Origin of the sequence: Streptomyces sp. SID3212 (genome assembly GCF_009865405.1) — a bacterium.
In the GTDB taxonomy this organism is placed as follows: Bacteria; Actinomycetota; Actinomycetes; order Streptomycetales; family Streptomycetaceae; genus Streptomyces.
The window spans coordinates 1-23,965 of sequence record NZ_WWJY01000360.1; the positions used below are offsets into that span (position 1 = coordinate 1).

At 68.8% G+C, this 23,965-nt stretch carries 22 protein-coding genes and 5 pseudogenes; 12 read left to right on the forward strand and 15 right to left on the reverse strand.

Features of this window, described 5'->3' with window-relative positions; genetic code table 11:
- Positions 1-35: 35 nt before the first annotated feature.
- Positions 36-1,247, reverse strand: a complete 1,212-nt coding sequence (locus GT042_RS10780; RefSeq protein WP_161308490.1) for an NADP-dependent malic enzyme — start codon at positions 1,245-1,247, stop codon at positions 36-38.
- Positions 1,248-1,794: 547 nt separating this feature from the next.
- On the opposite strand from GT042_RS10780, the gene GT042_RS10785 reads away from it, so the two are divergent.
- The 3 genes from GT042_RS10785 (at position 1,795) to GT042_RS10795 (ending at position 4,576) form a co-directional block, all read left to right on the forward strand.
- Positions 1,795-2,751 carry an ABC transporter substrate-binding protein gene (locus GT042_RS10785; RefSeq protein ID WP_161308491.1) on the forward strand — a complete coding sequence of 319 codons (957 nt, stop codon included), beginning with the start codon at positions 1,795-1,797 and terminating at the stop codon, positions 2,749-2,751.
- A gap of 131 nt (positions 2,752-2,882) precedes the next feature.
- Complete coding sequence (locus GT042_RS10790; RefSeq protein ID WP_161308492.1) at positions 2,883-3,818, forward strand: amino acid ABC transporter permease; 936 nt, start codon at positions 2,883-2,885, stop codon at positions 3,816-3,818.
- A complete protein-coding gene (locus GT042_RS10795) occupies positions 3,815-4,576 on the forward strand; it encodes an amino acid ABC transporter ATP-binding protein (protein WP_161308493.1) in 762 nt (253 codons plus the stop codon). The genes GT042_RS10790 and GT042_RS10795 overlap by 4 nt, the downstream gene beginning before the upstream one ends.
- A 101-nt stretch (positions 4,577-4,677) precedes the next feature.
- On the opposite strand, the gene GT042_RS10800 is transcribed toward GT042_RS10795, so the two are convergent.
- Positions 4,678-5,433: a class I SAM-dependent methyltransferase gene (locus GT042_RS10800; RefSeq protein ID WP_161308494.1), complete on the reverse strand. Its 756-nt coding sequence runs from the start codon at positions 5,431-5,433 to the stop codon at positions 4,678-4,680.
- Positions 5,434-5,533: 100 nt separating this feature from the next.
- Between GT042_RS10800 and GT042_RS10805 the strand changes: the two genes are divergently transcribed.
- Complete coding sequence (locus GT042_RS10805) at positions 5,534-6,163, forward strand: CGNR zinc finger domain-containing protein (RefSeq protein WP_161308495.1); 630 nt, start codon at positions 5,534-5,536, stop codon at positions 6,161-6,163.
- Here GT042_RS10805 and sodX read toward each other — a convergent pair.
- The gene (sodX, locus tag GT042_RS10810) at positions 6,067-6,486 is read right to left on the reverse strand and encodes a nickel-type superoxide dismutase maturation protease (RefSeq protein ID WP_161308496.1); all 420 of its coding nucleotides are present in this window, start codon (positions 6,484-6,486) and stop codon (positions 6,067-6,069) included. The genes GT042_RS10805 and sodX overlap by 97 nt on opposite strands.
- Positions 6,487-6,637: 151 nt before the next feature.
- Here sodX and sodN point away from each other — a divergent pair, with 151 nt between their 5' ends.
- Positions 6,638-7,033, forward strand: coding sequence for a superoxide dismutase, Ni (sodN, locus tag GT042_RS10815; RefSeq protein ID WP_161308497.1), 396 nt, complete (start codon positions 6,638-6,640; stop codon positions 7,031-7,033).
- A gap of 11 nt (positions 7,034-7,044) precedes the next feature.
- On the opposite strand, the pseudogene GT042_RS10820 reads toward sodN, so the two are convergent.
- Positions 7,045-7,306 (reverse strand): annotated as a pseudogene (locus GT042_RS10820) (tyrosine-type recombinase/integrase); the annotation flags it as partial.
- 3 nt (positions 7,307-7,309) lie between these two features.
- Between GT042_RS10820 and GT042_RS38935 the strand changes: the two are divergent.
- Positions 7,310-7,687: pseudogene (locus GT042_RS38935) on the forward strand (mobilization protein); the annotation flags it as partial.
- 234 nt (positions 7,688-7,921) lie between these two features.
- Here the strand turns inward: GT042_RS38935 and GT042_RS10825 are convergent.
- The 5 genes and pseudogenes from GT042_RS10825 to GT042_RS38940 all read right to left on the reverse strand — a co-directional run bounded on the left by GT042_RS10825 (position 7,922) and on the right by GT042_RS38940 (position 11,225).
- A complete protein-coding gene (locus GT042_RS10825; protein WP_161308498.1) occupies positions 7,922-8,587 on the reverse strand; it encodes a hypothetical protein in 666 nt (221 codons plus the stop codon).
- Between the two features lie 92 nt (positions 8,588-8,679).
- Positions 8,680-9,225, reverse strand: coding sequence for an HAD domain-containing protein (locus GT042_RS10830; RefSeq protein WP_161308499.1), 546 nt, complete (start codon positions 9,223-9,225; stop codon positions 8,680-8,682).
- Positions 9,226-9,240: 15 nt separating this feature from the next.
- A pseudogene (locus tag GT042_RS10835) lies at positions 9,241-9,932 on the reverse strand (class I SAM-dependent methyltransferase).
- A gap of 1 nt (position 9,933) precedes the next feature.
- Positions 9,934-10,783: pseudogene (locus GT042_RS10840) on the reverse strand (aminoglycoside phosphotransferase family protein).
- A 73-nt stretch (positions 10,784-10,856) separates the two neighbouring features.
- Positions 10,857-11,225, reverse strand: a complete 369-nt coding sequence (locus GT042_RS38940; protein WP_272925699.1) for a DUF6221 family protein — start codon at positions 11,223-11,225, stop codon at positions 10,857-10,859.
- 67 nt (positions 11,226-11,292) lie between these two features.
- Between GT042_RS38940 and GT042_RS10845 the strand changes: the two are divergent.
- A pseudogene (locus GT042_RS10845) lies at positions 11,293-11,501 on the forward strand (IS5/IS1182 family transposase); the annotation flags it as partial.
- A 399-nt stretch (positions 11,502-11,900) separates the two neighbouring features.
- A complete protein-coding gene (locus tag GT042_RS10850; RefSeq protein WP_161308500.1) occupies positions 11,901-12,755 on the forward strand; it encodes a DUF4231 domain-containing protein in 855 nt (284 codons plus the stop codon).
- 750 nt (positions 12,756-13,505) lie between these two features.
- Here GT042_RS10850 and GT042_RS10855 read toward each other — a convergent pair.
- Both GT042_RS10855 and GT042_RS10860 read right to left on the reverse strand, forming a co-directional pair.
- The gene (locus GT042_RS10855) at positions 13,506-15,179 is read right to left on the reverse strand and encodes a lysyl oxidase family protein (protein ID WP_161308501.1); all 1,674 of its coding nucleotides are present in this window, start codon (positions 15,177-15,179) and stop codon (positions 13,506-13,508) included.
- 264 nt (positions 15,180-15,443) lie between these two features.
- Complete coding sequence (locus GT042_RS10860; protein ID WP_161308502.1) at positions 15,444-16,433, reverse strand: LysR family transcriptional regulator; 990 nt, start codon at positions 16,431-16,433, stop codon at positions 15,444-15,446.
- Positions 16,434-16,623: 190 nt separating this feature from the next.
- Here GT042_RS10860 and snpA point away from each other — a divergent pair, with 190 nt between their 5' ends.
- Both snpA and GT042_RS10870 read left to right on the forward strand, forming a co-directional pair.
- Entirely contained in the window at positions 16,624-17,292 is a 669-nt protein-coding gene (snpA, locus tag GT042_RS10865; protein ID WP_161308503.1) for a snapalysin, read from the forward strand.
- Between the two features lie 110 nt (positions 17,293-17,402).
- Complete coding sequence (locus GT042_RS10870) at positions 17,403-18,176, forward strand: hypothetical protein (protein WP_161308504.1); 774 nt, start codon at positions 17,403-17,405, stop codon at positions 18,174-18,176.
- Between the two features lie 88 nt (positions 18,177-18,264).
- Here the strand turns inward: GT042_RS10870 and GT042_RS10875 are convergent, their stop codons facing one another.
- The 4 genes from GT042_RS10875 to GT042_RS10890 form a co-directional block, all read right to left on the reverse strand.
- Positions 18,265-18,705, reverse strand: coding sequence for a DUF6304 family protein (locus GT042_RS10875; protein ID WP_161308505.1), 441 nt, complete (start codon positions 18,703-18,705; stop codon positions 18,265-18,267).
- A 43-nt stretch (positions 18,706-18,748) separates the two neighbouring features.
- A complete protein-coding gene (locus GT042_RS10880) occupies positions 18,749-19,333 on the reverse strand; it encodes a dihydrofolate reductase family protein (RefSeq protein WP_161308506.1) in 585 nt (194 codons plus the stop codon).
- A 123-nt stretch (positions 19,334-19,456) separates the two neighbouring features.
- Positions 19,457-20,497, reverse strand: coding sequence for a family 2 encapsulin nanocompartment cargo protein polyprenyl transferase (locus GT042_RS10885; protein ID WP_202532619.1), 1,041 nt, complete (start codon positions 20,495-20,497; stop codon positions 19,457-19,459).
- A gap of 91 nt (positions 20,498-20,588) precedes the next feature.
- Positions 20,589-21,995, reverse strand: a complete 1,407-nt coding sequence (locus GT042_RS10890) for a family 2B encapsulin nanocompartment shell protein (protein ID WP_161308508.1) — start codon at positions 21,993-21,995, stop codon at positions 20,589-20,591.
- Positions 21,996-22,307: 312 nt separating this feature from the next.
- On the opposite strand from GT042_RS10890, the gene GT042_RS10895 reads away from it, so the two are divergent.
- Positions 22,308-22,886: an N-acetylmuramoyl-L-alanine amidase gene (locus GT042_RS10895; protein ID WP_161308510.1), complete on the forward strand. Its 579-nt coding sequence runs from the start codon at positions 22,308-22,310 to the stop codon at positions 22,884-22,886.
- A gap of 139 nt (positions 22,887-23,025) precedes the next feature.
- On the forward strand, positions 23,026-23,946 hold the full coding sequence (locus tag GT042_RS10900) for a pyridoxal-phosphate dependent enzyme (protein WP_161308509.1): 921 nt from the start codon (positions 23,026-23,028) through the stop codon (positions 23,944-23,946).
- Positions 23,947-23,965 lie beyond the last annotated feature (19 nt).

Below are 23,965 nucleotides of genomic sequence, written 5' to 3' on the forward strand. Positions count from 1 at the left end.
CGCGGCCCCCGTCGTACCGCTCAGCTCAGCTCAGCTCAACGCCGCGCCACACCCTCCGCCCGCGCCGCCGCGGCCACCGCCGCCGTCACCGCCGGGGCGACCCGCGCGTCGAACGGGGACGGGATCATGTAGTCCGCCGCAAGTTCGTCGCCCACGACGGCCGCCAGGGCGTTCGCCGCCGCGAGTTTCATGCCCTCGGTGATCCGCGACGCGCGCACCTGGAGGGCGCCCGCGAAGATCCCGGGGAAGGCGAGGACGTTGTTGATCTGGTTCGGGTAGTCGCTGCGCCCCGTGGCCACCACCGCCGCGTACTGGTGCGCGATGTCGGGGTGGACCTCGGGGTTAGGGTTGGCCATCGCGAAGACGAACGCCCCCGGCGCCATCGAGGCGATCGCGGGCTCCGGGACCGTACCGCCCGACACGCCGATGAACACGTCCGCGCCGGACAGTGCGGCGTCCAGCGAGCCGGAGTGGCCCGCCCGGTTGGTGATCTCGGCCAGCTCCCGCTTGACGTCCGTCAGGTCGTCGCGGTCGGTGCTGACGATGCCCTTGCGGTCGGCGACGGCCACGTCACCGATGCCGGCGGCGAGCAGGAACTTGGCGATCGCCACCCCCGCCGCGCCCGCCCCGGAGATGACGGCCCGCAGGTCCCCGAGGGTGCGGCCGGTCAGCTTCGCCGCGTTGTTCAGCGCGGCGAGGGTGACGACGGCCGTGCCGTGCTGGTCGTCGTGGAAGACCGGGATGTCCAGCCGTTCCTGGAGCCTGCGCTCGATCTCGAAGCAGCGGGGCGCCGAGATGTCCTCCAGGTTGACCCCGCCGAAGGACGGCGCGAGCCGCACGACGGTCTCGACGATCTCGTCCGTGTCGGTGGTGGCCAGCGCGAGCGGCACGGCGTCGACCCCGCCGAACTGCTTGAACAGGATGGCCTTGCCCTCCATCACCGGCAGCGACGCCTCCGGGCCGATGTCACCCAGCCCCAGCACCGCCGTCCCGTCCGTCACGACGGCGACGACCTGCGACTTCCAGGTGTAGTCGTGGACGAGTTCCGGGTTCTCCGCGATCGCGCTGCACACCTTGGCCACTCCGGGCGTGTACGCGAGGGACAGATCGTCCTTGTCGCGCACCGGGACCGTCGCCCGGATGGCCATCTTGCCCCCGCGGTGCAGCGCGAAGGCGGGATCGAAGGGCTCGTCGGGCGTGCTCTCCGTACCGTTCGCGCTGCGAGGATTGACGATCTCCGCTGCCATGTTTTCTGTGACCCCTTAGGTCTTCATCGGTTGAGGGTGTCCACTCCTGGTCGAGGAGGGGTGGGTGAACACCGCGTACGAGCCCTGGCCCGACGGTTCGGCCGGCCGAGGCCAGGGGGTGGTACGTACGCGCGGGCGCGCCGCACACGCGCCCCGGGCCCCGGATGCGGGGCGTAAACGTCCTTCATACCGGACGGACAACGCCGTCTGCGACTCCACACCGACGCGGTGACATGCCTCATAAACGAAAATGTGGACACCTGCGGCGGACCGCGCGAATCACGCGCACAAGCCGGTACGAACGGGAGATTTTCCGGTCGGAAAGAGACAACCCGGTAAATGGTCCCGCCGTGATGGACGGGGCGAACGGGGTGAGGGTGAGTCCCGTTACCCGATTTTGACATGACTGGTCCCCTGAACGGGTCAGTCCGAATGGCAAGATGCCTCTCATCACACACCGTTGCGAAAATCGAAGGTGTGTGCCAGCCGGATTGTCCCGTCTTTGTGGCGGTTCATCACCCGCCCGACCCGCCGGAGGATTCTCATCATGACCGCTAGCACCACACGTCGTACGACCGCCGCGAAGTCCCGGATCGCCGCGGCCGGCGCGATCGCGGTCGCGGGCGCCATGCTGCTGACCGCCTGTGGCGACCAGACCGACAGCGGCAAGAAGGACAGCACCGCGTCCGCCGACACGAACAAGGCACCGCTCTTCGACCAGCTGCCCAAGACCATCCAGGACAAGGGTGTCGTCAAGGTCGGCTCCGACATCGCGTACGCGCCGGTGGAGTTCAAGGACAAGTCCGGCAAGACCGTCGGCATCGACCCGGACCTCGCCGACGCGCTGGGCAAGCAGCTCGGCGTGAAGTTCGAGTTCGAGAACGGCACCTTCGACACCCTGGTCACCGGGCTGCGCGCCAAGCGCTACGACATCGCCATGTCCGCGATGACCGACACCAAGGACCGTCAGGAAGGTGTCGAGGACGGCAAGAAGGTCGGCGAGGGTGTCGACTTCGTCGACTACTACACCGCCGGTGTCTCGATCTACACCCAGAAGGGCAAGACCCAGGGCATCAAGACCTGGGACGACCTCTGCGGCAAGAAGATCGTCGTCCAGCGCGCCACGGTCTCGGAGGACCTCGCCAAGGACCAGGCGAAGAAGTGTCCGGCCGGCAAGAAGCTCGCCATCGAGTCCTTCGACAACGACCAGCAGGCCCAGGTACGGCTGCGCTCCGGCGGCGCCGACGCCGGCTCCTCGGACTCCCCGATCGCCGCGTACGCGGTGAAGACCTCGGGCGGCGGCAACGACTTCGAGCTGGTCGGCGACACCGTCGAGGCCGCCCCGTACGGCATCGCGGTCGCGAAGGACAACAAGGAGCTCTCCGCCGCGCTCCAGGCGGCGATGAACGCGATCATCAAGAACGGCGAGTACGGCAAGGTCCTCGCCAAGTGGGGCGCCGAGTCCGGCGCGGTCACCGAGGCCAAGCTCAACGGCGGCTCCTGACCGGACGTTCCCGACCGTCCCCGTCGGGACGCTCCCGACCGTTCCCGCGGGGACGCTCCCGACCGTCCCCGTGGGGACGTTCCCGCCCGGGCGTCCCGACCGGACATCCGGCGCTGAGAGGCACAACACCTGTGACTGCTGACATCGAAAAGGCGGGGCCGATCGACACGCCCCCCGCCGGGCCCGAGGCCATCAAGGCGATCCCGGTCCGCCACTACGGCCGGTACGTCTCCGCCGTGGTCGCCGTCGCCCTGCTCGTCTCGCTCATCTACGCCTTCTCGCAGGGCAAGGTGAACTGGGGCGCCATCCCCGACTACTTCTTCGACGGCCGGATCCTGTCCGGGGTCGGCAACACCCTGCTCCTCACCGTCCTGGCGATGGTGATGGGCGTGGTCGGGGGCGTGATCCTCGCGGTCATGCGCCTGTCGAAGAACCCGGTGACGTCGTCCATCGCGTGGTTCTACATCTGGTTCTTCCGCGGTACGCCCGTCTACGTACAACTGCTGGTCTGGTTCAATCTCGGACTCGTCTTCGAGTACATCAACCTCGGCCCGATCTACAAGGACTACTGGTCCTCGTTCATGACGCCGTTCCTGACGGCGCTCCTGGGGCTCGGCCTCAACGAGGCCGCGTACATGGCGGAGATCTGCCGGGCCGGACTGCTCTCCGTCGACGAGGGCCAGACCGAGGCGTCGCACGCGCTGGGCATGAGCCACGGCAAGACGCTGCGCCGGGTGATCATCCCGCAGGCCATGCGGGTGATAGTGCCGCCCACCGGCAACGAGGTCATCAACATGCTGAAGACGACCTCGCTCGTCTCGGCGGTGCAGTACACCGAGCTGCTGAGGAACGCGCAGGACATCGGGACCACCTCGGGCGCGGCGGCGGAGATGCTCTTCCTCGCGGCGGCCTGGTACCTGATCCTGACGACCGTCTTCAGCGTCGGGCAGTTCTATCTGGAGCGGTACTACGCGCGTGGTTCCAGCCGCTCGCTGCCGCTGACGCCGTTCCAGAAGGTCAAGAGGAATCTGGCCGGATTCAGCACTCGTACGGGAGCCGCCGCATGACCGCCATGGTGAGGGCGGAGGGCGTCCACAAGTCCTTCGGCACCGCGCACATCCTCAAGGGGATCGACCTGGAGGTCGCCCCCCGGGAGGTCTTCTGCCTGATCGGCCCGTCCGGTTCCGGCAAGTCGACGTTCCTGCGGTGCATCAACCACCTGGAGCAGATCAACGCCGGGCGGCTGTCGGTCGACGGGGAGCTGGTCGGCTACCGCCAGAAGGGCGACAAGCTGTACGAGCTGAAGGACAGCGAGGTCGCCAGGAAGCGCCGGGACATCGGCATGGTCTTCCAGCGCTTCAACCTCTTCCCGCACATGACGGCGATCGAGAACATCATGGAGGCGCCGGTCCAGGTGCGCGGCGAGACGAAGGCCGTGGCCCGCGCGCGGGCCGTACGGCTGCTCGACCGGGTGGGCCTGGCCGACAAGGCCGCCAGCTATCCGGCGCAGCTGTCCGGCGGCCAGCAGCAGCGGGTGGCGATCGCGCGGGCCCTGGCGATGGAGCCGAAGCTGATGCTCTTCGACGAGCCGACGTCGGCGCTCGACCCGGAGCTGGTGGGTGACGTCCTGGACGTCATGCGCGGGCTGGCGGAGGAGGGCATGACCATGATCGTGGTCACCCATGAGATGGGCTTCGCGCGGGAGGTCGGGGACGCGCTGGTGTTCATGGACGACGGGGTGGTGGTCGAGTCGGGGCACCCGCGGGACGTCCTGACGAACCCGCGGCACGACCGTACGAAGTCGTTCCTGTCGAAGGTGCTGTAGCGGACGGTACGGGCGTCTCCGTACCGGAGGGTACGAAGACGCCCGCGGCGTCCCTGCCTCAGGGCCCGGCGGCGTCCTTGCCCCAGGGCCCGGCAGCCTGCTTACTTCAGGGCGAGGACGAGGCCGTCGGACGGCGAGGACCACACCGTCCGGGCCTCCGCGAAGCCCGCCTCCCGGAGCGTGCGCGCGTGCCAGGCGGCGGTGGGGGTGTCGCCGTCCGCGTGTTCGCCGTAGATACGGAAGCGCTCGGCGGTCGGTTCCGCGAGGACCGGGTCCTTGGCGGCGAGGGCCCACCAGTCGGCCCAGTCGAGGGCTCCCTCCGTCTTCGCGCGTTCCATCGCGGCGTGGCGGTGGGCGCGCTCGGCCGCGTTGATACGGGGGGTGTCGTCGGCCGGCATGTGGTCCGCGTTCATGAAGACCCCGCCCTCCCTGACGACGCCGGCGAGCTGCCCGTACAGCACCGCGAGCGGTTCGCTGTGGAGCCAGTGCAGGGCGGTGGCGGTGAGGACGGCGTCGTACGGTCCCTCCGGCAGCAGCCCCGGCCAGCTCGGGTCCTTGAGGTCGGCGGTGACGAAGGTGACACGGTCGTGCCCGGCGAAGGAGCCGCGGGCGATGGTAAGGAGCGCCGGGTCGAGGTCGACGCCGGTGCTCGTGGCGCCGGGGAACCTCCGGAGCAGCCGGTCGGTGATACTGCCCGTACCGCACGCGAGGTCCAGCGCCCTCGGTTCGGGGCCGACGACGGCCTCGACCATGTCCAGCATCACCCGGAAGCGCTCCTCGCGGTCGGGCATGTACCACTCCTGCTGGCGGTCCCAGCTCCGCTGCCAGTCCGTCCAGTCGGTGTCGACGAGCGACATGAGACGTCTCCTCCACGCATCCGTAATACCCTGATAGGGCAACAGCCCATTACATCCTGTTCCGACGAACCAACCTAGACCGCAGCCGTAAGGACTACAAGTGGAACTGGCCTCTTACTCGGACTACGCCGTGCGCCTGGTCAACACCGAGGAGCCGGCCCGTGGCACGGACACGCTGACCTCGGTGGACGACATCCGTGCGCTGTTCGGCGCGAGCACCCAGCTGGCCCGCAGGGCGACGGAGGCGGACCTCACGCGTTTCCGGGCGGTACGGGCCCGGCTGCGCGCCGTCTTCACGGCGGCCGACGAGGGCGAGGGCGGCCGGGCGGTCGACCTGCTGAACTCGCTGCTGCTGGAGTTCCCGGTCAGCCCGCAGGTCTCCGGGCACGACTTCCTGGACGAGGAGGGGCGCCCGCGCTGGCACATGCATCTGGCGGAGCACCCGTCGAACGCGACCGCGGGGTACGCGGCGACGGCGGCGATGGGGCTGGCCTTCCACCTCACCGGGTTCGGCGTGGACCGGCTGGGGCTGTGCCAGGCCGCGCCGTGCCGTAACGCCTATCTGGACACCTCGACCAACCGCTCGCGCCGCTACTGCTCGGACCGCTGCGCGACCCGGGCCAACGTGGCCGCCTACCGGGCGCGCAAGCGCCTGGAGACGGAGCGGTCGGCGAGCACCGGGCGCAGCGCCGAGACGAGCCACGAGACGGTCCCGAGCACGGACCGCTGACCTTCCGCCGGTGGCCGGTACCGGGCCCGCACCCGCCCCAGCAGCAGCTCCTCGGGTACGGCACCGAACACCCGGCTGTCCCCCTCGGCCCCCGGGTTGTCCCCGAGCACCCACCATCCGTCGTCGCGCCGCTCCACCAGCCGCTTCACGATGAGCAGGTCCTGCTGGAGCGGGTGCTTGAGCACGGCCACGTCGCCGGCCCGGACGGGGGCGCGGTAGTGGACGAGGAGCTGGTCGCCGTGCCGGAGGGTCGGGTACATGGACGGCCCGGTCACTTCCGCGATCCCCAACGGCGCTCGCGGCTCACGCTCGTGCTCCGTCATCCGACACCCTCCCGGTCCCGTGGTCCGTTCCGCCGCCTGTCCCATTTTTGCCCCGGACTTTTGTCCTAAGCCCATGGGGGCACTCGCGAAATCACGCTTCTCACGGAGTAATGTCCCACCTGAGAAGACGATCACGAGGAAGGACAGCTCCATGCTCTCCCGCCTGTTTGCCCCCAAGGTGAAGGTCAGCGCCCACTGCGACCTCCCCTGCGGCGTGTACGACCCCGCCCAGGCCCGCATCGAAGCCGAGTCGGTCAAGGCCGTCCAGGAAAAGATGGCCGGCAACGACGACGCACACTTCCAGGCCCGCGCGACGGTCATCAAGGAGCAGCGCGCCGAGCTCGCCAAGCACCACGTGTCGGTGCTCTGGAGCGACTACTTCAAGCCGCCGCACTTCGAGAAGTACCCCGAGCTCCACCAGCTGGTCAACGACGCCCTGAAGGCCCTCTCGGCCGCCAAGGCCTCCAAGGACCCGGCGACGGGCCAGAAGGCCCTGGACTACATCGCCCAGATCGACAAGATCTTCTGGGAGACGAAGAAGGCCTGACCCGCCCATGGTCACGCCCCACGACCGCACCCGGTCCGCCGGCCGCCGAGAGTGGCGTCCGTGACGGGCCGGGTGCGGTCTTTTCCGCCGGGCCACAGGTGCGCGTAGATCCGCAGCGTGATGACGGCGGACGCATGGCCGAGGACCATCTGCACCTGCTTGACGCTCGCCCCGCCGCCGATGAGCGCGGAGGCGTAGAAGTGCCGCAGGTCGTGGGAACCACGTGCTGCAGTTCCACTCGGTCTTCCACCGACGGTAGTTGAGCGGCTCCCCGCCCCCGTCCTGGCAGACCTGACCCGCCGTGCACCACGGGCCGAGACCGCCTACCGCTTCGAGCGGGACCTTCGAGCGGCCCTCCCCGACCAGGCCGACCGCATCATGGCCGGCCCCTCGTGGACCGCACTGACCACGACCCTCGCCCGCGCCGAGACCGAGGGCCACAACGCCCGCCGTCTCCTAGTCAAGGTGAGCTCCCAGCGGGAACTCGACAGCGCCGAGAACCTCCACTGGCGCATCACCACCCAACCGAACCGGCGGACGCAAGCGGCTCGGAGCCGAAGCAACCTTAAGCAGGCGTCGTTGGTTCCTTCCGCACAAGACGCTTCGGCCGCCCCAGTAGCGAGGAGGGCTGAGGACCGCGGTCGGCGCCGCTGACCCCGACCTGATGCCCTCGTCGGCCATCGCGGCGAGGGCGTCGGTTCGGGTTCAACGGCAAAGCTTCTCGATGGTGTCCTCGAAGTCGGAGAACTCGTGCGCAGCCTGGGCGATGATCGCTGCGGAAACTGGCGATCTTCGTCGGCGGTCACGCGAAGAGGCTATCGATCGCCTCTTGATGGACACCGCCGCCTACCTCGCCTACACCGCAACCGAGACGAGGTGGACGGCAGGTCAGCCGTCGTCGTCCACACCTCCTCGCAGGCCCCACTCGTCGAGGCCGGAGTAGATCACCGCAGTGCGGCCTCTGGGGAAGTTCAGCGCGGCGGCCTCACCGCTGTAGAGCGCGATCAACGCATCTTGCCCTCGCCACCAGGTGTCCGTCAGGCCCATCACCTCGCGTATTTGCGCGTAACCCGTCAAGTCGATGCTGGCGACGTCATCTCCGACGAGCTTGGTGACCTGTTTTGCCCACCCGGATGCATGGTGGGCCAGGGCCACCGATTCCACCCAACCCTCGATGGTTGCGTGGAGAGGGGCCCACTCTTCTCCCTGAATGCCGAACTCACCGGACGGACTGATCATGAACGAGTAGGGGACCGCGGTCCGCTGCATTCCGGCTTCGACCCACCATCCCGCGGAGTCCTCTTCCGGCGAGTCCGGATCGAGGTACTTCGGTCCTCCGTCGTACTTCGGTGCGGGCGGCAGGAGGAGACCACCCCATCGGTCCTGGTAGGCCGCCATTCGATCGATCACCGCTGGTGGAACATGCCGCTCAAGCCACCACTCCCGGTGCCCCTCTACGGGGCGGACGTCGACCTTGACGCCATGCGTGCTGACGAAGGTTCGCGCTCGTTGGGTCAGACCGTCGGGGAGATCGTTGATGAGGTGAAGGTTCACCCGAGGACGCTACTCCGGAAGCGGAAGGGGGCCTTGGCCGGCCTAGGAGCACAGAGCGCCCAAATGGTGGCTGCCGGGCCCACAGCGGATAGTCAGGCAGCGCGAGCCGTGAGTGGCTGTCTCGCCCAAGCACTGACCAAGGTCAAGTGATCGGGCACTAAGCCGAGGTCAGGGTCCGGCTGGATGAGGAGGGTCGCCGATCCCTTCGTCGTGCGCTCCACCGCCCATTCATGGTCGAGACCGCTGAAGTCGTCGTCGATCCAGACGGCAGGGATGTCGCCCAGCCAGCCGTCGACATGGTCGCGCTTCCACAAATATCCGTCGGGTTGGCTGGTGGTGATCTGCAGGCGCGGGAGGTCGACGTACGGCAGGTCTGGCAGACCCAGGAGGGGTCCGATAAGGGTAGCGGCGTCCTGCCGCCAACTGGTGCACCAGACCGGGGTGAACAGGCCGGTGCTGATGACGTCCAGGAGGAGACGGCTGTGCTCGGGGTTGAGCCAGACGGTGACCGGGTTGTCGGCGTTCCGGCCTTCGGGGACGACGTCGTGGCAAGTGTGGGTGGCCGGGGTCGAACCGTCTGCGGCGGGAAAGGGTATGAGGACGCCGTCGACGTCGAGAAGCAGGTAGGGCGGGCGCATCGGTTCCTCCAGCGGTCACAGTTTGTGGGCGCGGATCAGCAGGGTGGCGGGCGAGCGGCCCATGCGAAGGTCGTGGAATTCCTGTGCGGAGGTGAGGTGGAAGCCGGTCCGGCTGAGGTGCCGCTCCCAGCGGTCGGCGTCGAACGCCCAGCGGGCGATGGGAAGACGGGTGCGGTCGGGCAGGGTGACGAAGTCGCGGCGAGGCCGGTCATCGCCAGAAAAATTGCGGCCGCCGCGCTGCGGGTGCGGAACGGAGAAGGCGAGCACCCGACCGGGCTTGAGGCGTGGAGCGATGGCTGCCAGCAGGAGCTCGGGAGCGACGAGCCCCACCGCGCCGAAGACGGAGTAGATCGCGTCGAACTGGTCGTCGGAGGCGTGCAGGTAGTGCAGAGCGTGCCCGGCGACGAAGCCGAGATTGTTCAGTCGTCCGTAGTGGGAGCGGGCGCGGCGGACCTGGAGGCCGAGAAGTCGACGCCGGTAACGTGAGCACCGTGGCGGGTGGCGAGATGGGCGGCGTTGTGGCCGGGGCCGCAGCCGAGTTCCAGGAGTCTCTTGCCGCGCAGGTCCGGGTAGAGGATCTCGGCGGCGGGGCCTTGGCCGGGTCTCGTGGTCCATTCCATCCGGGCGTGCACGGCCAAGGGTTCGGCGAGCCCGGCGGCGGTGCGCTGGACGGCGTGGGCGTGCCACGGCGATGTCTGGGCGAGCACGTCAGATCTCCAGGAGGTGGAGCAAGTCGGTGAGGTGGCGGCGGACGACCTTGATGTAGCCGGGGTCAGCCGCCGGGTCGTTGATCCAACGAACCGCCTGCTCCATGAACCACTCGACGGCCCACATGCGGTGCCAGCCCAGCGCCCAGTTCTCGGCGGTCAGCCCGCCCCGCGAGGTGAGAGCGTCGGGAGAGCCGGCGACAACGACGTACTGTGTCGAGCAAGCCAGCGCCGGTGAAGGCGCGGGCGAAGTCGAGCAGTCGCCACGCGCGGTCGCCGACATGCAAACTGGTGGGGTGGAACTCCGAGTGCACCCATCCGAAGGGCGCCCGCGTCGGTCCGGCCGAGCGAGCTTCCGCGGCCTGCGCGATCCGGTCGAGCGCCTTCTCGACATCGTCGGCGTCCTGCCACCGGTCGGCCTTGCGCAGCCGTTTGAGATGCTCCAGCGCTCGGACGGGCAGCGTACGCAGCCGTTCCCGGTCGAGAACCGGCAGGGCGGAAGCCGTACGGGTACTGTGCAGGACCACCGCTGCAGCGACGCCATCGAGGTCATCGACATCGCGGGCGGACGGCCCGAGGTCTTCCATGAGCATGCCGAGCCAGCCGTCGAGAGCGGCGGAGGTGTGGAGCTGGGGCACGGGGACGCCAAGGGTGCGGGCCAGGCGGAGGGCTTGGTCCTCGCTGTCGAAGGGCTTCATGGCGTACTTGAAGATGGCCGTGGAGCCGTCGGAGAAGGTGACGCGCTCGACTCCGGACATGGACCACACCCGCACCTCCTCCCGTAGGACAGTGCTCTGGCCGGTCGCAGTGAGCAGGCTGTCGAGGAGTTGGGCACTGGGGTTCGTGTTCATGTAAGGGCTCCGGGGGATGCTGGCGTCCGGGGCGGGCGAGGGAGGCCGGCCCGCCCCGTGAGCCATCTCCGTCTCAGGGGCATCCGGGGTAGTCAGGGTGGTCGGCGTAGGGCGACGCGAGGTCGAGCAGGTCGTCGCATGGCCAGGGCTCGCCGTCGTACTGGCAGTCATCGCAGTTGTCCCACGGGAGTTCGGGGTCGCCCGTCGCGGGACTGACGACATGGCGCGCGAGCACGCGTCGTTTGGCCTCGACCTCCCGCAGGACGCGAGCCGGGTCGTGCAGCGCGACGTGCAGGGCGATCGTGGGCTGGAAGCCGGAGAGTTCTCCTTGCCGGAAGTCGACCGCGTGCCCGTGAGCGGTCCACTCCCCGCAGCCGTCACCGTCGCAGCGCCGGGCCAGCTCGGCCTCCTCATCCAGCCGTGCGTGGAGGAACGTCGCCAGGCCAAGCCCGGTCGCCCTGCCGCTGGAGAGCCGAGTGCCGCTGGTCGCCCTCGGGCCGAAGCTCGCTGTAGCCGAGCAGTCGAAGAACTACCGCTACTCCACCAGCCACCAGGTAGTCATCGACGGCGGCTACCGGGGCACCGGGCCGGTGATGCCGCACCGCCGCCGCAGGGGCGAAGAACTGCCCGCATGGAAACAGGACCACAACAAGTCCCACAAACAAGTCCGGGCACGAGTCGAGCACGCCTTCGCTCGTTGAAGACCTCGGAAATCCTCACTGGACCGTAACGGGACGACAGGTCGAACGGCGGTGTAGGGACGACCCATTGGATATTTCCACTGCCCCAAACCCGGTAACCAACCGAATGACCCGCTCCCCGCACATCTCCTCACCCTGTTCCACGGCACCAATTTCGCAACACCCACCCCAGTAACCACAGGAAGTTAGCGAGAAGACACTTCGAAAGTTTATCCGATTCAACCCTATGCCCAGTATGGATCATGGCTTGAATCGGAGCACCACAGAACGCCCAGGCTGGTGGAGTGGAAGATTTTCAGCCAACACAAAGCCTGACTCATCACGTAAACGCAGGTTGACTCTCAAATCGCGCTTGCACACCGAAGGCATTTTACTTAAAGTCACCCATTCCTGTCATGAAGATCTGGAGGGGGACGATGAGCGAGGCAGATGACGCGAATCTATTCATGTCCGAAGCGGAGGAGAGAGGACTGCAAGAGGATTACCGAAATCAGGTAAGGAGGTTCGATGGAATCGAAGCCGACCTGAGAGCATCTCAAACCTTCCAGAAGATCTACGCCCTGTGCCTCACCGGTGGAATCACGCTCACCTTCCTCCTGGGATACACGGTGATTGTGGGGCTGTGGCAGACACAGCCCGTGTTCACCCGGTGGGCCGGGCTAATTATCGTTAATTTCCTGTGGATTGCCATGGGTTGGGCGATTTGGAAGAACCGAAAGAAAGTCGTCGATCTGACAGGCGCACTACGAAATGCCCTACAAGACCGACAGACTTCGGCAGCCAAACTTCCTCTCGACTCACCGTCCGGCCTCCGCATCTATCGCGAGGCGTCACTCGATCTGATCGATCAATACCGGCAGGGCGCGAACAAAAATCGGCGCATTCACAACCTCTTCCAAGTGATGATTATCTCCGGTTCGATTGTCACATCCACGTTGACCGCCATGAACGAAGGGGGAAGCCTCGTTTTACGTATCTCCACATCCGCACTGAGCGCCATCGTTGGAGTATCGGCCGGCATTACCGGCTACTTCAAGTTTCGCGAACGTGGATACAACCTCCAGTCGACAGCTGACGATATCGAGAAGCATTACAATGCGTCTCAATTCATGCTCGATGAATACGCTGGCACCGATGCAGCCTCCCCCCTGTCCGAGAAGGATCGCCTGAGATTGTTCGCCCGTTACGTCGAACGCCTGAAAGAAGAGCAAAGGAAGCGCGAACTTCAGCTTGAACAATCTAGCTCTGCGAGCGAGGAGCGCGCGAATTGAAAAGTCCTTCGAGTTTCGAAAAGAGCGAACCTCGATTATTGGTTTCCGGAAGATCAAAAAATGGTTCTGCGCGTCAGCCCGGGAGACATAGTTCTTGAGACCGCAGACATTCCGCTGGCTGCTGACGCCTCTCCCACAATGGCGGGCATGGCGCCTCAAGAAATCCCATGGCGCCTCGATGTCACCAACAACTGCCTGGTGCTTGGTCATGCTCCGGCGCGACCCCGGGAATATTCCCTTCATTCAACAACTCACCAAGCAGCACGCGGAAAATGGAGCCGTTGCCCCAGGAGTCTTTCTCGACTGCTGGACAGACTTGGACCCAACTGAACAAGCGAGGCGCATTGCGTGGATAGACAGGTACGGGGCTACGCCATTACACTTGCTGGGCGTGGCAGAGGAGATAATTGAGCTGGCAGACCTGCATGTGGTCGAATGGCGTCTTCCTCCGGGCCGAGACGCGGCGTCGATCGTTTTTCAACGTCGCCCAGGCGCTGGCGAAGAATGCTCCTGATGTCCGAATGGGAGTTGCCCGGGGAAGCTCCCCCAAATCCCAGTCGTCCAGGATTCCGCCCGTGGTGCCGGTCCATTCCGCCGAACTGATCTCTTGATTGCCACGTTTCAGTAGATCATGACTCTCCAGCGCTCGACCCACAGCAGCCACGTACCGCCATCACCGCATATCTGGATTCGGCCGCCTTCCACCTGCCGCACCCTGTTCGGGGGTGCGGCCCTCTCGGACGGGTGGGGTCAGGGGGTGGTGATCAGGTCGATCGGGGGGACCGTCACCTTTCGGGCTCCTGTTTTGCCGGTCAGGAGGACCTTGCGCAGGGCCACGTTGTTCTTGAGGTTTGTTTCTTGGAGGCGGTGTTCGGGGTTGGCGATGACCTCGATGTAGTACGTGCCGTTCGGCAGGTCGGTGACGTCGAAGGACTGGCCGGGGCGGTACTGGGTGTACGTGTCACCTGAGCCCACGTCGAGCACCTCGCGTACGGAGACCGAGTTCTGCTGGCCGCACGCGGTCGACAGGTCCGTGTTGTTGGGGTGCCAGTTGGCGTTCTTCACCGTGTAGTCGATGGCGTCCGTGTTGGCGAGGCAGAACGCCTCCTTGCCGCTCCGTACGATCTCGGACTTGTCGGCGCTCAGCAGGCGGTAGCTGGCGAAGTCGGTGAAGTGCCAGTGCTCGTGGCCCACGCGGGGGTCCCACTCCATCGTGCCGGTGAGGGTGTAGCCGACCTGCTTGCCCTCGGCGTCGTAGAAGTACTGGTACGCGTCCATCAACTCCTTGCCCGGGCTGCGGAATCCGTCCACGACCAGGGGCGCGGGGCCGGCGTTCCAGACGTTGGCGCTGAACACCATGTAGTCCTTGCCGGGGATGTCACCGTCCTCCCCGTCCGAGATGCCGATGTCCCAGGCCGGCAGCGAGCGGAGGTCCGGCTTCGGTGCGTCCGGCACCTTCGCCGCGCCCGTCGGGCGCTTCGCGTGGGGCCTGAGGGCGGGTGCGATGCGCGAGCCGTCGGTGTGTCCCGGGCCGTCGCCCAAGTGCGTGAGGGCGCGGGGGCCGATCGCGTGGGGCCGGGCGGGCGGGGTGGGGGCATCGGCTCCACGGCCGTTGCTCTGGATGTGGGTGTGGGTGGGGGTGGGGGCCGTCTCGTGCGTGTTGCTCGTGTCGTGGCCCTGTGGGGCGGCGCCGTGGGCTGAGCCCGTCGCCGACCTCGCCTCGCCCTCGCCCGTCTGGTCCCGTACCGTCACCTTGATCGTCTGTGCCTTGTTCGCGATGCCCAGCAGATCGCGGTACTTCTTCGCGACCGACACCGTGGCCGTGTAGCCGCCGGCCGGCAGGTCGACCGGGTCGGAGTAGTAGCCGTTGCTGGTGTTCGACGCCCAGCCCTTCTCCACGCCCCACACCGAACCGAGCGTGAACGGGTTCGTCGGGCAGCTCTCCGGATACGCGGAGGTGGCGGGGGCGTCGGGGCGGACGCGCCCGGACGCGTTGTTCGGGCAGAACGGGTCGCTGGTCTTCACCACCTGCTTGCCCTTCGCGTCCTTGACGGACACCTCGATGAAGCCCGGCAGCCCGGAGAAGTCCTTGACCAGCCCGTTCGGCAGCCGCTTCGTCCGCGTCGTCTTCCCGTCGCGAATGACCTGGTGGGCGATCACGGGGGTCTTGTACGACGCGCGCGTCACCCTGAATTCGAGAGGGCCGCCGTCGACGGTGACGTACGTGCCGAGGTCCAGGTAGACCCCCGGTTCGCCCTCCCACCGGTCGAGGGTCACGCTGCTGGAAGCGGCGATCAGGCCGATCTTCGGACCGGCGGGGGCCCCTGCGACGGGCGCGGCGCCCGCCACGCCCGCGACGACGGCGAGGGCGGCGAAGGCGGCCGGCGCCGACCGCCCGAAACGATTGCGGTGATCTCTGGTCATCGGTTCCTCGTCTGCGAGTGCCACAGTGGCATCGGACCTGTGAACACCCTGTGAGATCGGGGGCGCGTCGCCTCGGGTTGCCTGACGCCCTCGAAAGTCACCCATCGTTGGCCGAATTCAGACTTTTGCGTGCGGATCAAGCCATCATTGGACGGATCCAGGCCGACCGGATCCCTGAATGTGGCATTTGTCCGCGTGCGGGGACGGTTCCTGACGGAGCGGTACGGCCCCGTCCGAGCGCCGCCTACGCCCCCCCTACGCCCCCTACGCCGCCGGCGCGTGCAGCAGCGGACTCTTGTGGTGCGTCAGCCACTGGCGGTAGCCCACCGCCCGCAGCGCCGCCTCCCGGTACGCCGCCTCCAGGTCCGCGTACACCTCGTCCATCAGGGATCGGATGCCCGCGCGTTCCCCCGCGCCCGGTGTGGTCCCCGGGCGCGAGAACAGCTGGAGCCGTACCGCCAACGGGTCGTCCCGCAGCGGGCGTATCGCCATGTCGTCACGCGGGCCCGACGTGGGCTGGCACGGGGCGACCGCCTCGCCGACCGCGATCAGCGTCGCCGCCGTGAGGTAATCCCCGTGCAGGACCGCCGGGTTGATGCCCGCCGCCACCAACACCCGGCGCAGGCCGTCCCATTCGCCGTCCACCGTCGGGTCGACCACCCACCGGTCCCCCGCCAGGTCGGCCAGTGCCACCACCGGGCTCGCGGCGGCCGGATGGTCGCGGGCCATGGAGACGAACTGCGGTTCACGCTCGACCAGTACGCGCCGCTCCAGGCCTTCCGGGACCATCAGCGGGCAGCCCTCCACCTCGTGCACGAACGCCACGTCCAGCCGCCCCGCCGCGACCATCCGCAGCAACGCCCCGGCCGAGACGTCCATGTGGAGCGAGATGTCCGTACCGGGCAGCCGTCCCCTCAGGCGTCGCAGCCAGCCGCCGAGCGCCCGGCTCGCCGTCGAGCCGATCCGCAGCCGGGGGCCGGCCGCCAGATCCGCGGCGGCCCGCGCCTCGGACACCAGCGCCGCCATCCCGTCGACCAGCGGCCGGGCGCGGCTCAGCACCGAGTGGCCCAGCGGAGTGGGGCGACAGCCCGTGCGTTCGCGGGCGAACAGCTCCGCGCCGAGCGCGTTCTCGATCCGCCGCAACTGGGTCGTCAGCGACGGCTGGCTCATCCCCAGCTGCCGGGCCGCCTTGCGCAGACTGCCCGCTTCGGCGATGGCACACAGGGCACGCAGATGCCTGACCTCCAGCTCCATGCCCGAAGAGTAGAGCCGGGTCCTGAGCCGCACCAGACACCCAAATCGCGCTAATCCGGAGCGCATTCGAAGAAAGCCAACCAGGGATATGCGCTGGTGCTATCGCCGATTGACATCATCCGTTACGAGGCGGACTCCCCGAGACTCTCCCCTACCGAACCCGTTCACCGGACGACTAGGAGCCCCCCACATGCGTCACCCCAGAGTCTCGAAGTCCGCCCTCTCCGCGATCGCCGGCCTCGGCCTGGCCCTCGCGACCGCGCTGAGCGTCGCCCCCGCCTCCGCCGCGCCCGCCGCCCCCACCGGCGTCCCGGCCGCGTCCTCGTACGCCGCCTACGAAGGCTCGAAGGCCGAAGCCGCCAACAACAAGGCCTTCTTCGACGCGGTCCTCAAGTCGGTCGCCGAGAAGCGCGCGGCGAACCCCGGCGCCGCCGTGGTGACCGTCGTCTACAACGCGTCGGCCGCGCCCCGCTTCCGCAGCCAGATAGCCAGCAGCGCCTCGATCTGGAACAGCGCGGTCACCAACGTGAAGCTCGCGTCGGGCACCAACGCCGACTTCACGTACCGCGAGGGCAACGACCCGCGCGGCTCGTTCGCCAGCACCAACGGCCACGGCAGCGGCTACATCTTCCTCGACTACGCCCAGAACCAGCAGTACAACTCGACCCGCGTCACCGCGCACGAGACCGGGCACGTGCTCGGCCTCCCGGACCACTACAGCGGTCCGTGCAGCGAGCTGATGTCGGGTGGCGGCCCCGGCACGTCCTGCCAGAACGCCCAGCCGAACGCGGCGGAGCGCTCGCGCGTGAACCAGCTGTGGGTCAACGGCCTCGCCGCCGCCGTGGCCAAGTTGTCCTGACCCTCCGTCACACCCCCCACCACCGCACGACACGCGCATGACAGCGCGGCTTCACAGGGGCGTCCCGAAGTGCACCACGGGGCGCCCCTTCCCCTTGGTAACGTCGGGCGGTGGACTTCAGTACGGAAACCGGCAGAACGGAAACCGGCAGGACAGAGACCGGTGGGACAGAACCCGGTAGGACAAAAGCCGGTGGGACGGACCTCGGCAGGACAGAGACCGGTAGGACGGACATCGGCGGTACGGGCACCGGCGCCGCGGCCCGGCTCGATCCGGCCCCGGCCGTCGAGGGCGACTTCACCACACGGCTGACGGTACGGGCCGACCGCCCGGAGCACGCCGCCCGCCTGGCCGCCTGGGCCGGCGCCCAGGGGCTCGACCTCACCACCGGGGTACGGGACCGCGGCCGTACGCCCTCCCGCCCCGTGCTCACCCTGCGGGGTACGGGCAGCCTCGACGCCCAGCGGCGCGCCGCCGAGCTGTGGTCAGGCCGGCTCGCGGAGGCCGGATTCCCGGTGATACGGACGACGATCGCGGCGGCGCCCTGGAACGCGGGGGTGCCGGGAACCGACGCCGAGGCAGCCGTACGGCCCGCGCACTGCCACTTCGCCCACCGCGTCACGCTGCGGCTGCGGATCCCGTACGACACCCAACGCCTCGCCGCCGTCGTGGAACAGCACACCGCGCGGGTCTCGCGCACCGCCCGGCGGGCGCTGTCCGGCGGGGTCCAGGAGCGGTACGTGACCCAGCGGGCCTTCGGGACCGGCCGTCCGTCGGCCCGCGCGCGGCTGGACGCGCTGCTCGACGCCCTGGCCGGGGCCGGCTTCCCGGCGGCCGATGTCGAGGAGGAGTTCGTCCTCCTCGACGACAACCCGAGCGCGTAGAGGCCGTCCGGCGGCCGGGCCGGGCGGCGCGGCGCACCCGTACGGCGACAGCAGAAGGTCCGCCGGGCGGGCGCGGGTCACGCGTGGGTCAGGCCCCCACCAGCGGTCTGTCGCCCAGCTCCGTGTCCGTCGGCAGCTGGCGGCGGATACGGCCGAGCGCCTCCTCGAACCCGCCCCCGGCGATGCCCGATTCGTAGGCCGCGCCGCCGCACCGCAGCGTCAGGCTCAGCTCCGCGCGCCCCTGCGGGTCGCCGGACGCCCGTTCGCCCAGCGCCAGGAGGCAGTTGAGCGTGGCCTGCTGGACCGTGCCGTCCGCGCTGACCGGCATCGGCATGTCCCACTCCATGACGCAGGAGGACAGCACCGCGCCCGCGCCCACCGGCTCCAGCGTGGCGAACTCCGTGCCCTCGTACTCAACTCCCCTGATGCTGGTGCGTACTTGCTGTCCATCCGAGAGGATCGTGATCGCTTCCGCGCCCAGGCGGTCCCGGTACCAACCTGCCCATGAATCCGTCGACTCCGCTGTCATGGCGCGGACTGTAGCGGTAAGGGATCTTCCCTCGCAGCACGGGTCACCGCTTCCTGACGTATTTCCGGACCACCACACCATTTCCGAACGTCTCCGCGGACTCCGGCGTGAACTCGCCGATCGCGAAATCGGCCGCGAACATCGGCATTCCCGTGCCGAGGATCAACGGATAGGTCTTGATGACCAGTTCGTCCACCTCCTCCTTCAACTGCCCGGCCAGATCGGCGCCTCCGCAGAGGTAGATCCCCAGGTCGCCGTCCTCCGCTTTCAGTTCCCGAACCTTTTCGGCCAGATCTCCGGCCACGATCTCCACGGCCGGGTCCGGGCTCTCCTCGATGCTCCGCGAGGCCACGTACTGCCGCAGGTGCGCGTACGGACTGGTCTCGTTCTCGGCCAGCGCCAGGTCATAACTGGCCCGGCCCTGGATGACGGTGTCGAACTGTTCGTTCTTGAGGTGGTCGACACCGAGTGCCCGGCGGCCGGGGCTCGCGATCGTCTCCGGATAGTTCGACGTCAGGTAGGCGAGGAACTCCTCGTCCACGAAGCGCAGGAAGCAGGTGGCGTCGCCGGTCGGATCGCCGATGAAGCCGTCGATCGAAACAGCGACAAAGTAGGTCAGCTTGCGCACACAGGTCCTCCGGGTCGCGGGACAGAAGGCGGTCGGGCGCCCCGCGAAAGGACGGAACGCCTGACCACTTCATCCATAGTGCTCAGCCCGTAGTGGTGACGCAACCCTTTTCCCTGCCGCACCTCATCGCGTGCGGCGCGTCACGAACTCCGCCAGCGCCAGCAGATCGCCCGCCGCGGTGAGGTCGGGCACCGCCCGGGACAGCTGCTGTACGGCCCTGGCCATCCGGTCGGCCGCCTGGACCTGGGCCCAGTCGCGGCCCCCGGCCCGCTCCACCGCGTCCGCCGCCCGCCGGATCGCGGTGCTGTCCATCGGCGACCGGTACAGCTCGGCCAGCTCCTCCGCCGCCGGGGTCCCGGAGGCCAGCGCGGCGACCACCGGCAGGGACTTCTTGTGCGCGGCGAGATCGGCGCCGGCCGGTTTGCCCGTACGGTCGGGGTCACCCCAGATCCCGATCAGGTCGTCGATCAGCTGGAAGGCCAGCCCCGCCTCCCGGCCGAAGGCGTCCATCGCGGCGATCTCCTCCTCGCCCGCCCCCGCGTACAGCGCGCCCAGGGCGCACGAACTGCCCAGCAGCGCACCGGTCTTGGCCATCGCCATCGCCACGCACTCGTCCAGGGAGACCTCGTCGGGGGCCCGCTGTTCGAAGGCGCAGTCCGCCTGCTGTCCCGCGCACAGCTCGATCACACACGCGGCGAGCCGGGCGGAGGCCGCGCCCGACGCCGGATGCGGGTCCTCGGCCAGGAGCCGCAGTGCGAGGGCCATCATCGCGTCGCCCGCGATGATGGCGTCCGGCGTGCCGAAGACCGTCCAGGCGGTGGCGCGGTGGCGCCGCGTGGGATCCTCGTCGATGACGTCGTCGTGGAGCAGCGTGAAGTTGTGGGCCAGTTCGACCGCGACGGCCGCCCGGACGGCGTGGAGCGGGTCCCCGCCGAGCGCCCGGGCCGAGGCGAGCACGAGCGCGGGCCTGATGGCCTTGCCGGCCTGCCCCGAGGCGGTCGTGCCGTCGGCGTGCTCCCAGCCGAAGTGGTACATCGCGACACGGCGTATGGAGTCCGGCAACGACTCCACCGTGGAACGCAGTTGGGGATGGACGGCGGTGCGGGTGCGGTCCAGGAGGGCCACCGCCTCGTGGCCCTCGGTGGCGGCATCCGTACTGGTCATGGTCACGGTCACTTCCTCTGTCGCTGTGTCGGACCGGGCGTGCGGGTGCCCGGAGGGGCCGGCGCGGGGCCGGCCCCTCCGGCCGGCCGGTTCAGCTCCAGCGGCCCACTTCCACGTTCTCCAGCACACCCACCGCGTCCGGGACGAGGATCGCCGCGGAGTAGTAGGCCGTGACCAGGTAGGAGATGATCGCCTGCTCGTCGATCCCCATGAAGCGGACGGACAGGCTCGGCTCGATCTCGTCCGGGATGCCGCTCTGCTGGAGCCCGATGACCCCCTGCTCGGCCTCGCCCGTACGCATGCAGAGGATCGAGGTCGTCCTGGCGGGCGAGATCGGGATCTTGTTGGACGGGAAGATCGGCACACCCCGCCACGCGGGCACGTGGTGCCCCCCGACCTCCACGGTGTCCGGGTAGATCCCGCGCTTGTTGCACTCGCGCCCAAAGGCCGCGATGGCCCGCGGATGCGCCAGGAAGAGCTTTGAGCCGCGGCGGCGCGAGAGCAGCTCGTCCATGTCGTCGGGGCTGGGCCCGCCGTCGTGGGGCTGGAGCCGCTGGCCGTAGTCGCTGTTGTGCAGCAGGCCGAACTCACGGTTGTTGATCAGCTCGAACTCCTGGCGCTCGCGCAGCGCCTCGACCGTGAGCCGCAACTGCTGCTCGGTCTGGTTCATCGGCTGGTTGTAGAGGTCCGCGACCCTGCTGTGCACCTTCAGCACGGTCTGGGCCACGCTCAGTTCGTACTCCCGCGGCGTCCCCTCGTAGTCCACGAACGTGTGCGGGACGACCGCCTCGCCCACGTGCCCGGCGGACAGCTCGATCTCGGCCTCGCCGTACTTGTTGGTCCGCTGGTGCGGCACGCTCGCCAGCGCGTCCAGGTGCTCGCGCAGCGAGGTGGCGCGCTCCGCCAGGTTCAGGACGTCCGCCCTGGTCAGGATCAGCACCGTGCAGGCCGTCGCCGCGCGGACGCTGTAGTCCCAGGTGGCCTCCCCGTCCACCAGGGCCTGATCGCCGAAGTACGCCCCGTCCGCGAGCGTCTCCAGTACCGCGTCGTCCCCGTAGGGCCCCGTCCCGACCTTCTCCGCCCGGCCGTGCGCCAGCAGGTAGACCCGGTCCGCCGGGTCCCCGGCGGACGCGAGCACCTGCCCGGCCGCGAACTCCTGCTGCTCGCAGCGCCCCGCCAGTTCGGCGAGCGCCGCCTCGTCCCCGTACCCCCGCAGGGCGGGCAGCTCGCCCAGCTCCGCGGGGATGACCGCCACCCGGTCCCCGGTCTGCACGAACGTCACACGCCCGTCCCCGACCGCGTAACTGAGCCTGCGGTTGACCCGGTAGGTGCCACCCTGTACCTGCACCCACGGCAGCATCCGCAGCAGCCACCGCGAGGTGATCTCCTGCATCTGCGGTACCGACTTGGTGGTGGTCGCCAAGTTGCGCGCGGCGTCCGTTCCCAGACTCTGCTGGGGCGGCGCCTGCGACTCGCGGACCTCGTCACCAACCGACATGAAGACTCCCCTTCGTTCATGCACTGACCTGCACGACAGACACTTTCAGCACGGAGAGTCGGTGCGCCATTACACAAATGAGTGGGAATGGATCAGCGGGAACGGGGCACAACACGCCGAAATTCATCCGGTCGGCCCATCGGCGAGCCGTTCCCGCCGCCGGTTCGCTCCCGTGTCCGGATCGGTTCGCACACCGTGCGAACGCCGTACGAGGGCGATACGAACAGCTGTTGGTGGCGCGGCCGTTGGGGTAGGAGGCGCGGTACGAGATATTCCGCTTACCCTCCGAAGGGGCCGGCCGTGTCCTCACCGATGTCCGCGAGCACGTTTCTCGACGTGTTGAAGAGCGAAGGGCTCACCGTCGTCCAGGTCGGCGACTGGCGCACCCACAACCGCAACCACAAGGGGCCCTGGGGCCCGGTCCACGGCGTGATGATCCATCACACGGTCACCCGGGGCACCGAGGCCACGGTCCGCATCTGCCGGGACGGTTACGCGGCCCTGCCGGGCCCGCTGTGCCACGGTGTCATCGCCAAGGACGGCCGGGTCCACCTGGTGGGCTACGGGCGGGCCAATCACGCGGGGAGCGGGGACGACGACGTCCTGCGCGCCGTGATCGCCGAGAAGGCCCTCCCGGCGGACAACGAGTCGAACACCGACGGGAACCGCTACTTCTACGGCTTCGAGTGCGAGAACCTCGGCGACGGGAAGGATCCGTGGCCGGCCGTCCAGCTGGAGGCCGTCGAGAAGGCCGCCGCCGCGATCTGCCGCTACCACGGCTGGGGCGCCCCGTCCGTCATCGGTCACCTGGAGTGGCAGCCGGGCAAGATCGACCCGCGCGGGTTCACGATGGCGTCGATGCGGAGCCGTATCCGCGACCGCCTGAAGTGAGCACACGCGGGCACGGAGTGAACACACGCGGCAGCGTCGCCACGCCGCCACCACGCCGCCACGCAGACACCGACGCGGACGCTGACGCAGACGCCGATACCGACACCGACGCCGACGCCGACACCGCGACAATGGGACGGTGACCCCGCCGCCCGGAGCCCCCGACCTCGCCGCCCTGCGGCCCCGGCTCCCGTCCCCGCTCACCGCCGTCGAGGACGAGCGCTTCGCCCGGCACGGCGTACGGCTGCTGCTCAAGCGCGACGACCTGATCCACCCGGAACTCCCGGGCAACAAATGGCGCAAACTCGCGCCCAACCTGCGGGCCGCCGCCGAGGCGGGCCGCCACACCCTGCTCACGTTCGGCGGCGCCTACTCCAACCATCTGCGCGCCACCGCCGCCGCGGGCCGGCTGCTGGGCCTCGCCACCGTCGGTGTCGTCCGGGGCCAGGAGCTGGCGGACCGGCCCCTCAACCCCTCCCTCGCCCGCTGCTCGGCGGACGGGATGCGGCTGCTGTTCACCGACCGCGCGACGTACCGCCGCAAGACCGAGCCGGCGGTCCTGAGTACGCTTCTCACGGAGGCGGCCCTGCGCCCCGAGGACGTCCACGTCGTCCCGGAAGGCGGCAGCAACGCCCTGGCCGCGCACGGCTGCGCCGCCCTAGGCGAGGAGCTGCGCGGGACGGCCGACGTCGTGGCCGTCGCCTGCGGAACGGGCGGGACGCTCGCCGGCCTCGCGGCCGGGCTCGGCCCCGGACAGCGCGCACTGGGGTTCCCCGTGGTCGGCGGGGACTTCCTGGAGGGGGAGATACGGCACCTCCAGCGCGCCGCGTTCGGCGCCCCCACCGGCGACTGGCACCTCGACGGCCGCTTCACGTTCGGCGGATACGCCCGTACCACCCCCGCCCTCGACACGTTCGCCGAGGACTTCGGGGCCCGGCACGGGCTGCCGGTCGAGCGGCTGTACGTGGCCAAGATGCTGTACGGCCTGACGGCGCTGACCGAGGAGGGCGCGTTCCCGGAGGGCACGACGGTGGCCGCGGTGATCACGGGCGCCCCCTGAAGAAAGCTGGGGCGTGTCC

Coding starts and splice junctions, on each gene's coding strand:
- GT042_RS10780 (WP_161308490.1), bottom strand. CDS start 1,247: ATGGCAGCGGAGATCGTCAATCCTCGCAGCGCGAACGGTACGGAGAGC.
- GT042_RS10785 (WP_161308491.1), top strand. CDS start 1,795: ATGACCGCTAGCACCACACGTCGTACGACCGCCGCGAAGTCCCGGATC.
- GT042_RS10795 (WP_161308493.1), top strand. CDS start 3,815: ATGACCGCCATGGTGAGGGCGGAGGGCGTCCACAAGTCCTTCGGCACC.
- GT042_RS10800 (WP_161308494.1), bottom strand. CDS start 5,433: ATGTCGCTCGTCGACACCGACTGGACGGACTGGCAGCGGAGCTGGGAC.
- sodX (WP_161308496.1), bottom strand. CDS start 6,486: ATGACGGAGCACGAGCGTGAGCCGCGAGCGCCGTTGGGGATCGCGGAA.
- sodN (WP_161308497.1), top strand. CDS start 6,638: ATGCTCTCCCGCCTGTTTGCCCCCAAGGTGAAGGTCAGCGCCCACTGC.
- GT042_RS10830 (WP_161308499.1), bottom strand. CDS start 9,225: ATGCGCCCGCCCTACCTGCTTCTCGACGTCGACGGCGTCCTCATACCC.
- GT042_RS10850 (WP_161308500.1), top strand. CDS start 11,901: ATGAGCGAGGCAGATGACGCGAATCTATTCATGTCCGAAGCGGAGGAG.
- GT042_RS10855 (WP_161308501.1), bottom strand. CDS start 15,179: ATGACCAGAGATCACCGCAATCGTTTCGGGCGGTCGGCGCCGGCCGCC.
- GT042_RS10860 (WP_161308502.1), bottom strand. CDS start 16,433: ATGGAGCTGGAGGTCAGGCATCTGCGTGCCCTGTGTGCCATCGCCGAA.
- snpA (WP_161308503.1), top strand. CDS start 16,624: ATGCGTCACCCCAGAGTCTCGAAGTCCGCCCTCTCCGCGATCGCCGGC.
- GT042_RS10875 (WP_161308505.1), bottom strand. CDS start 18,705: ATGACAGCGGAGTCGACGGATTCATGGGCAGGTTGGTACCGGGACCGC.
- GT042_RS10885 (WP_202532619.1), bottom strand. CDS start 20,497: ATGACCAGTACGGATGCCGCCACCGAGGGCCACGAGGCGGTGGCCCTC.
- GT042_RS10890 (WP_161308508.1), bottom strand. CDS start 21,995: ATGTCGGTTGGTGACGAGGTCCGCGAGTCGCAGGCGCCGCCCCAGCAG.
- GT042_RS10895 (WP_161308510.1), top strand. CDS start 22,308: ATGTCCGCGAGCACGTTTCTCGACGTGTTGAAGAGCGAAGGGCTCACC.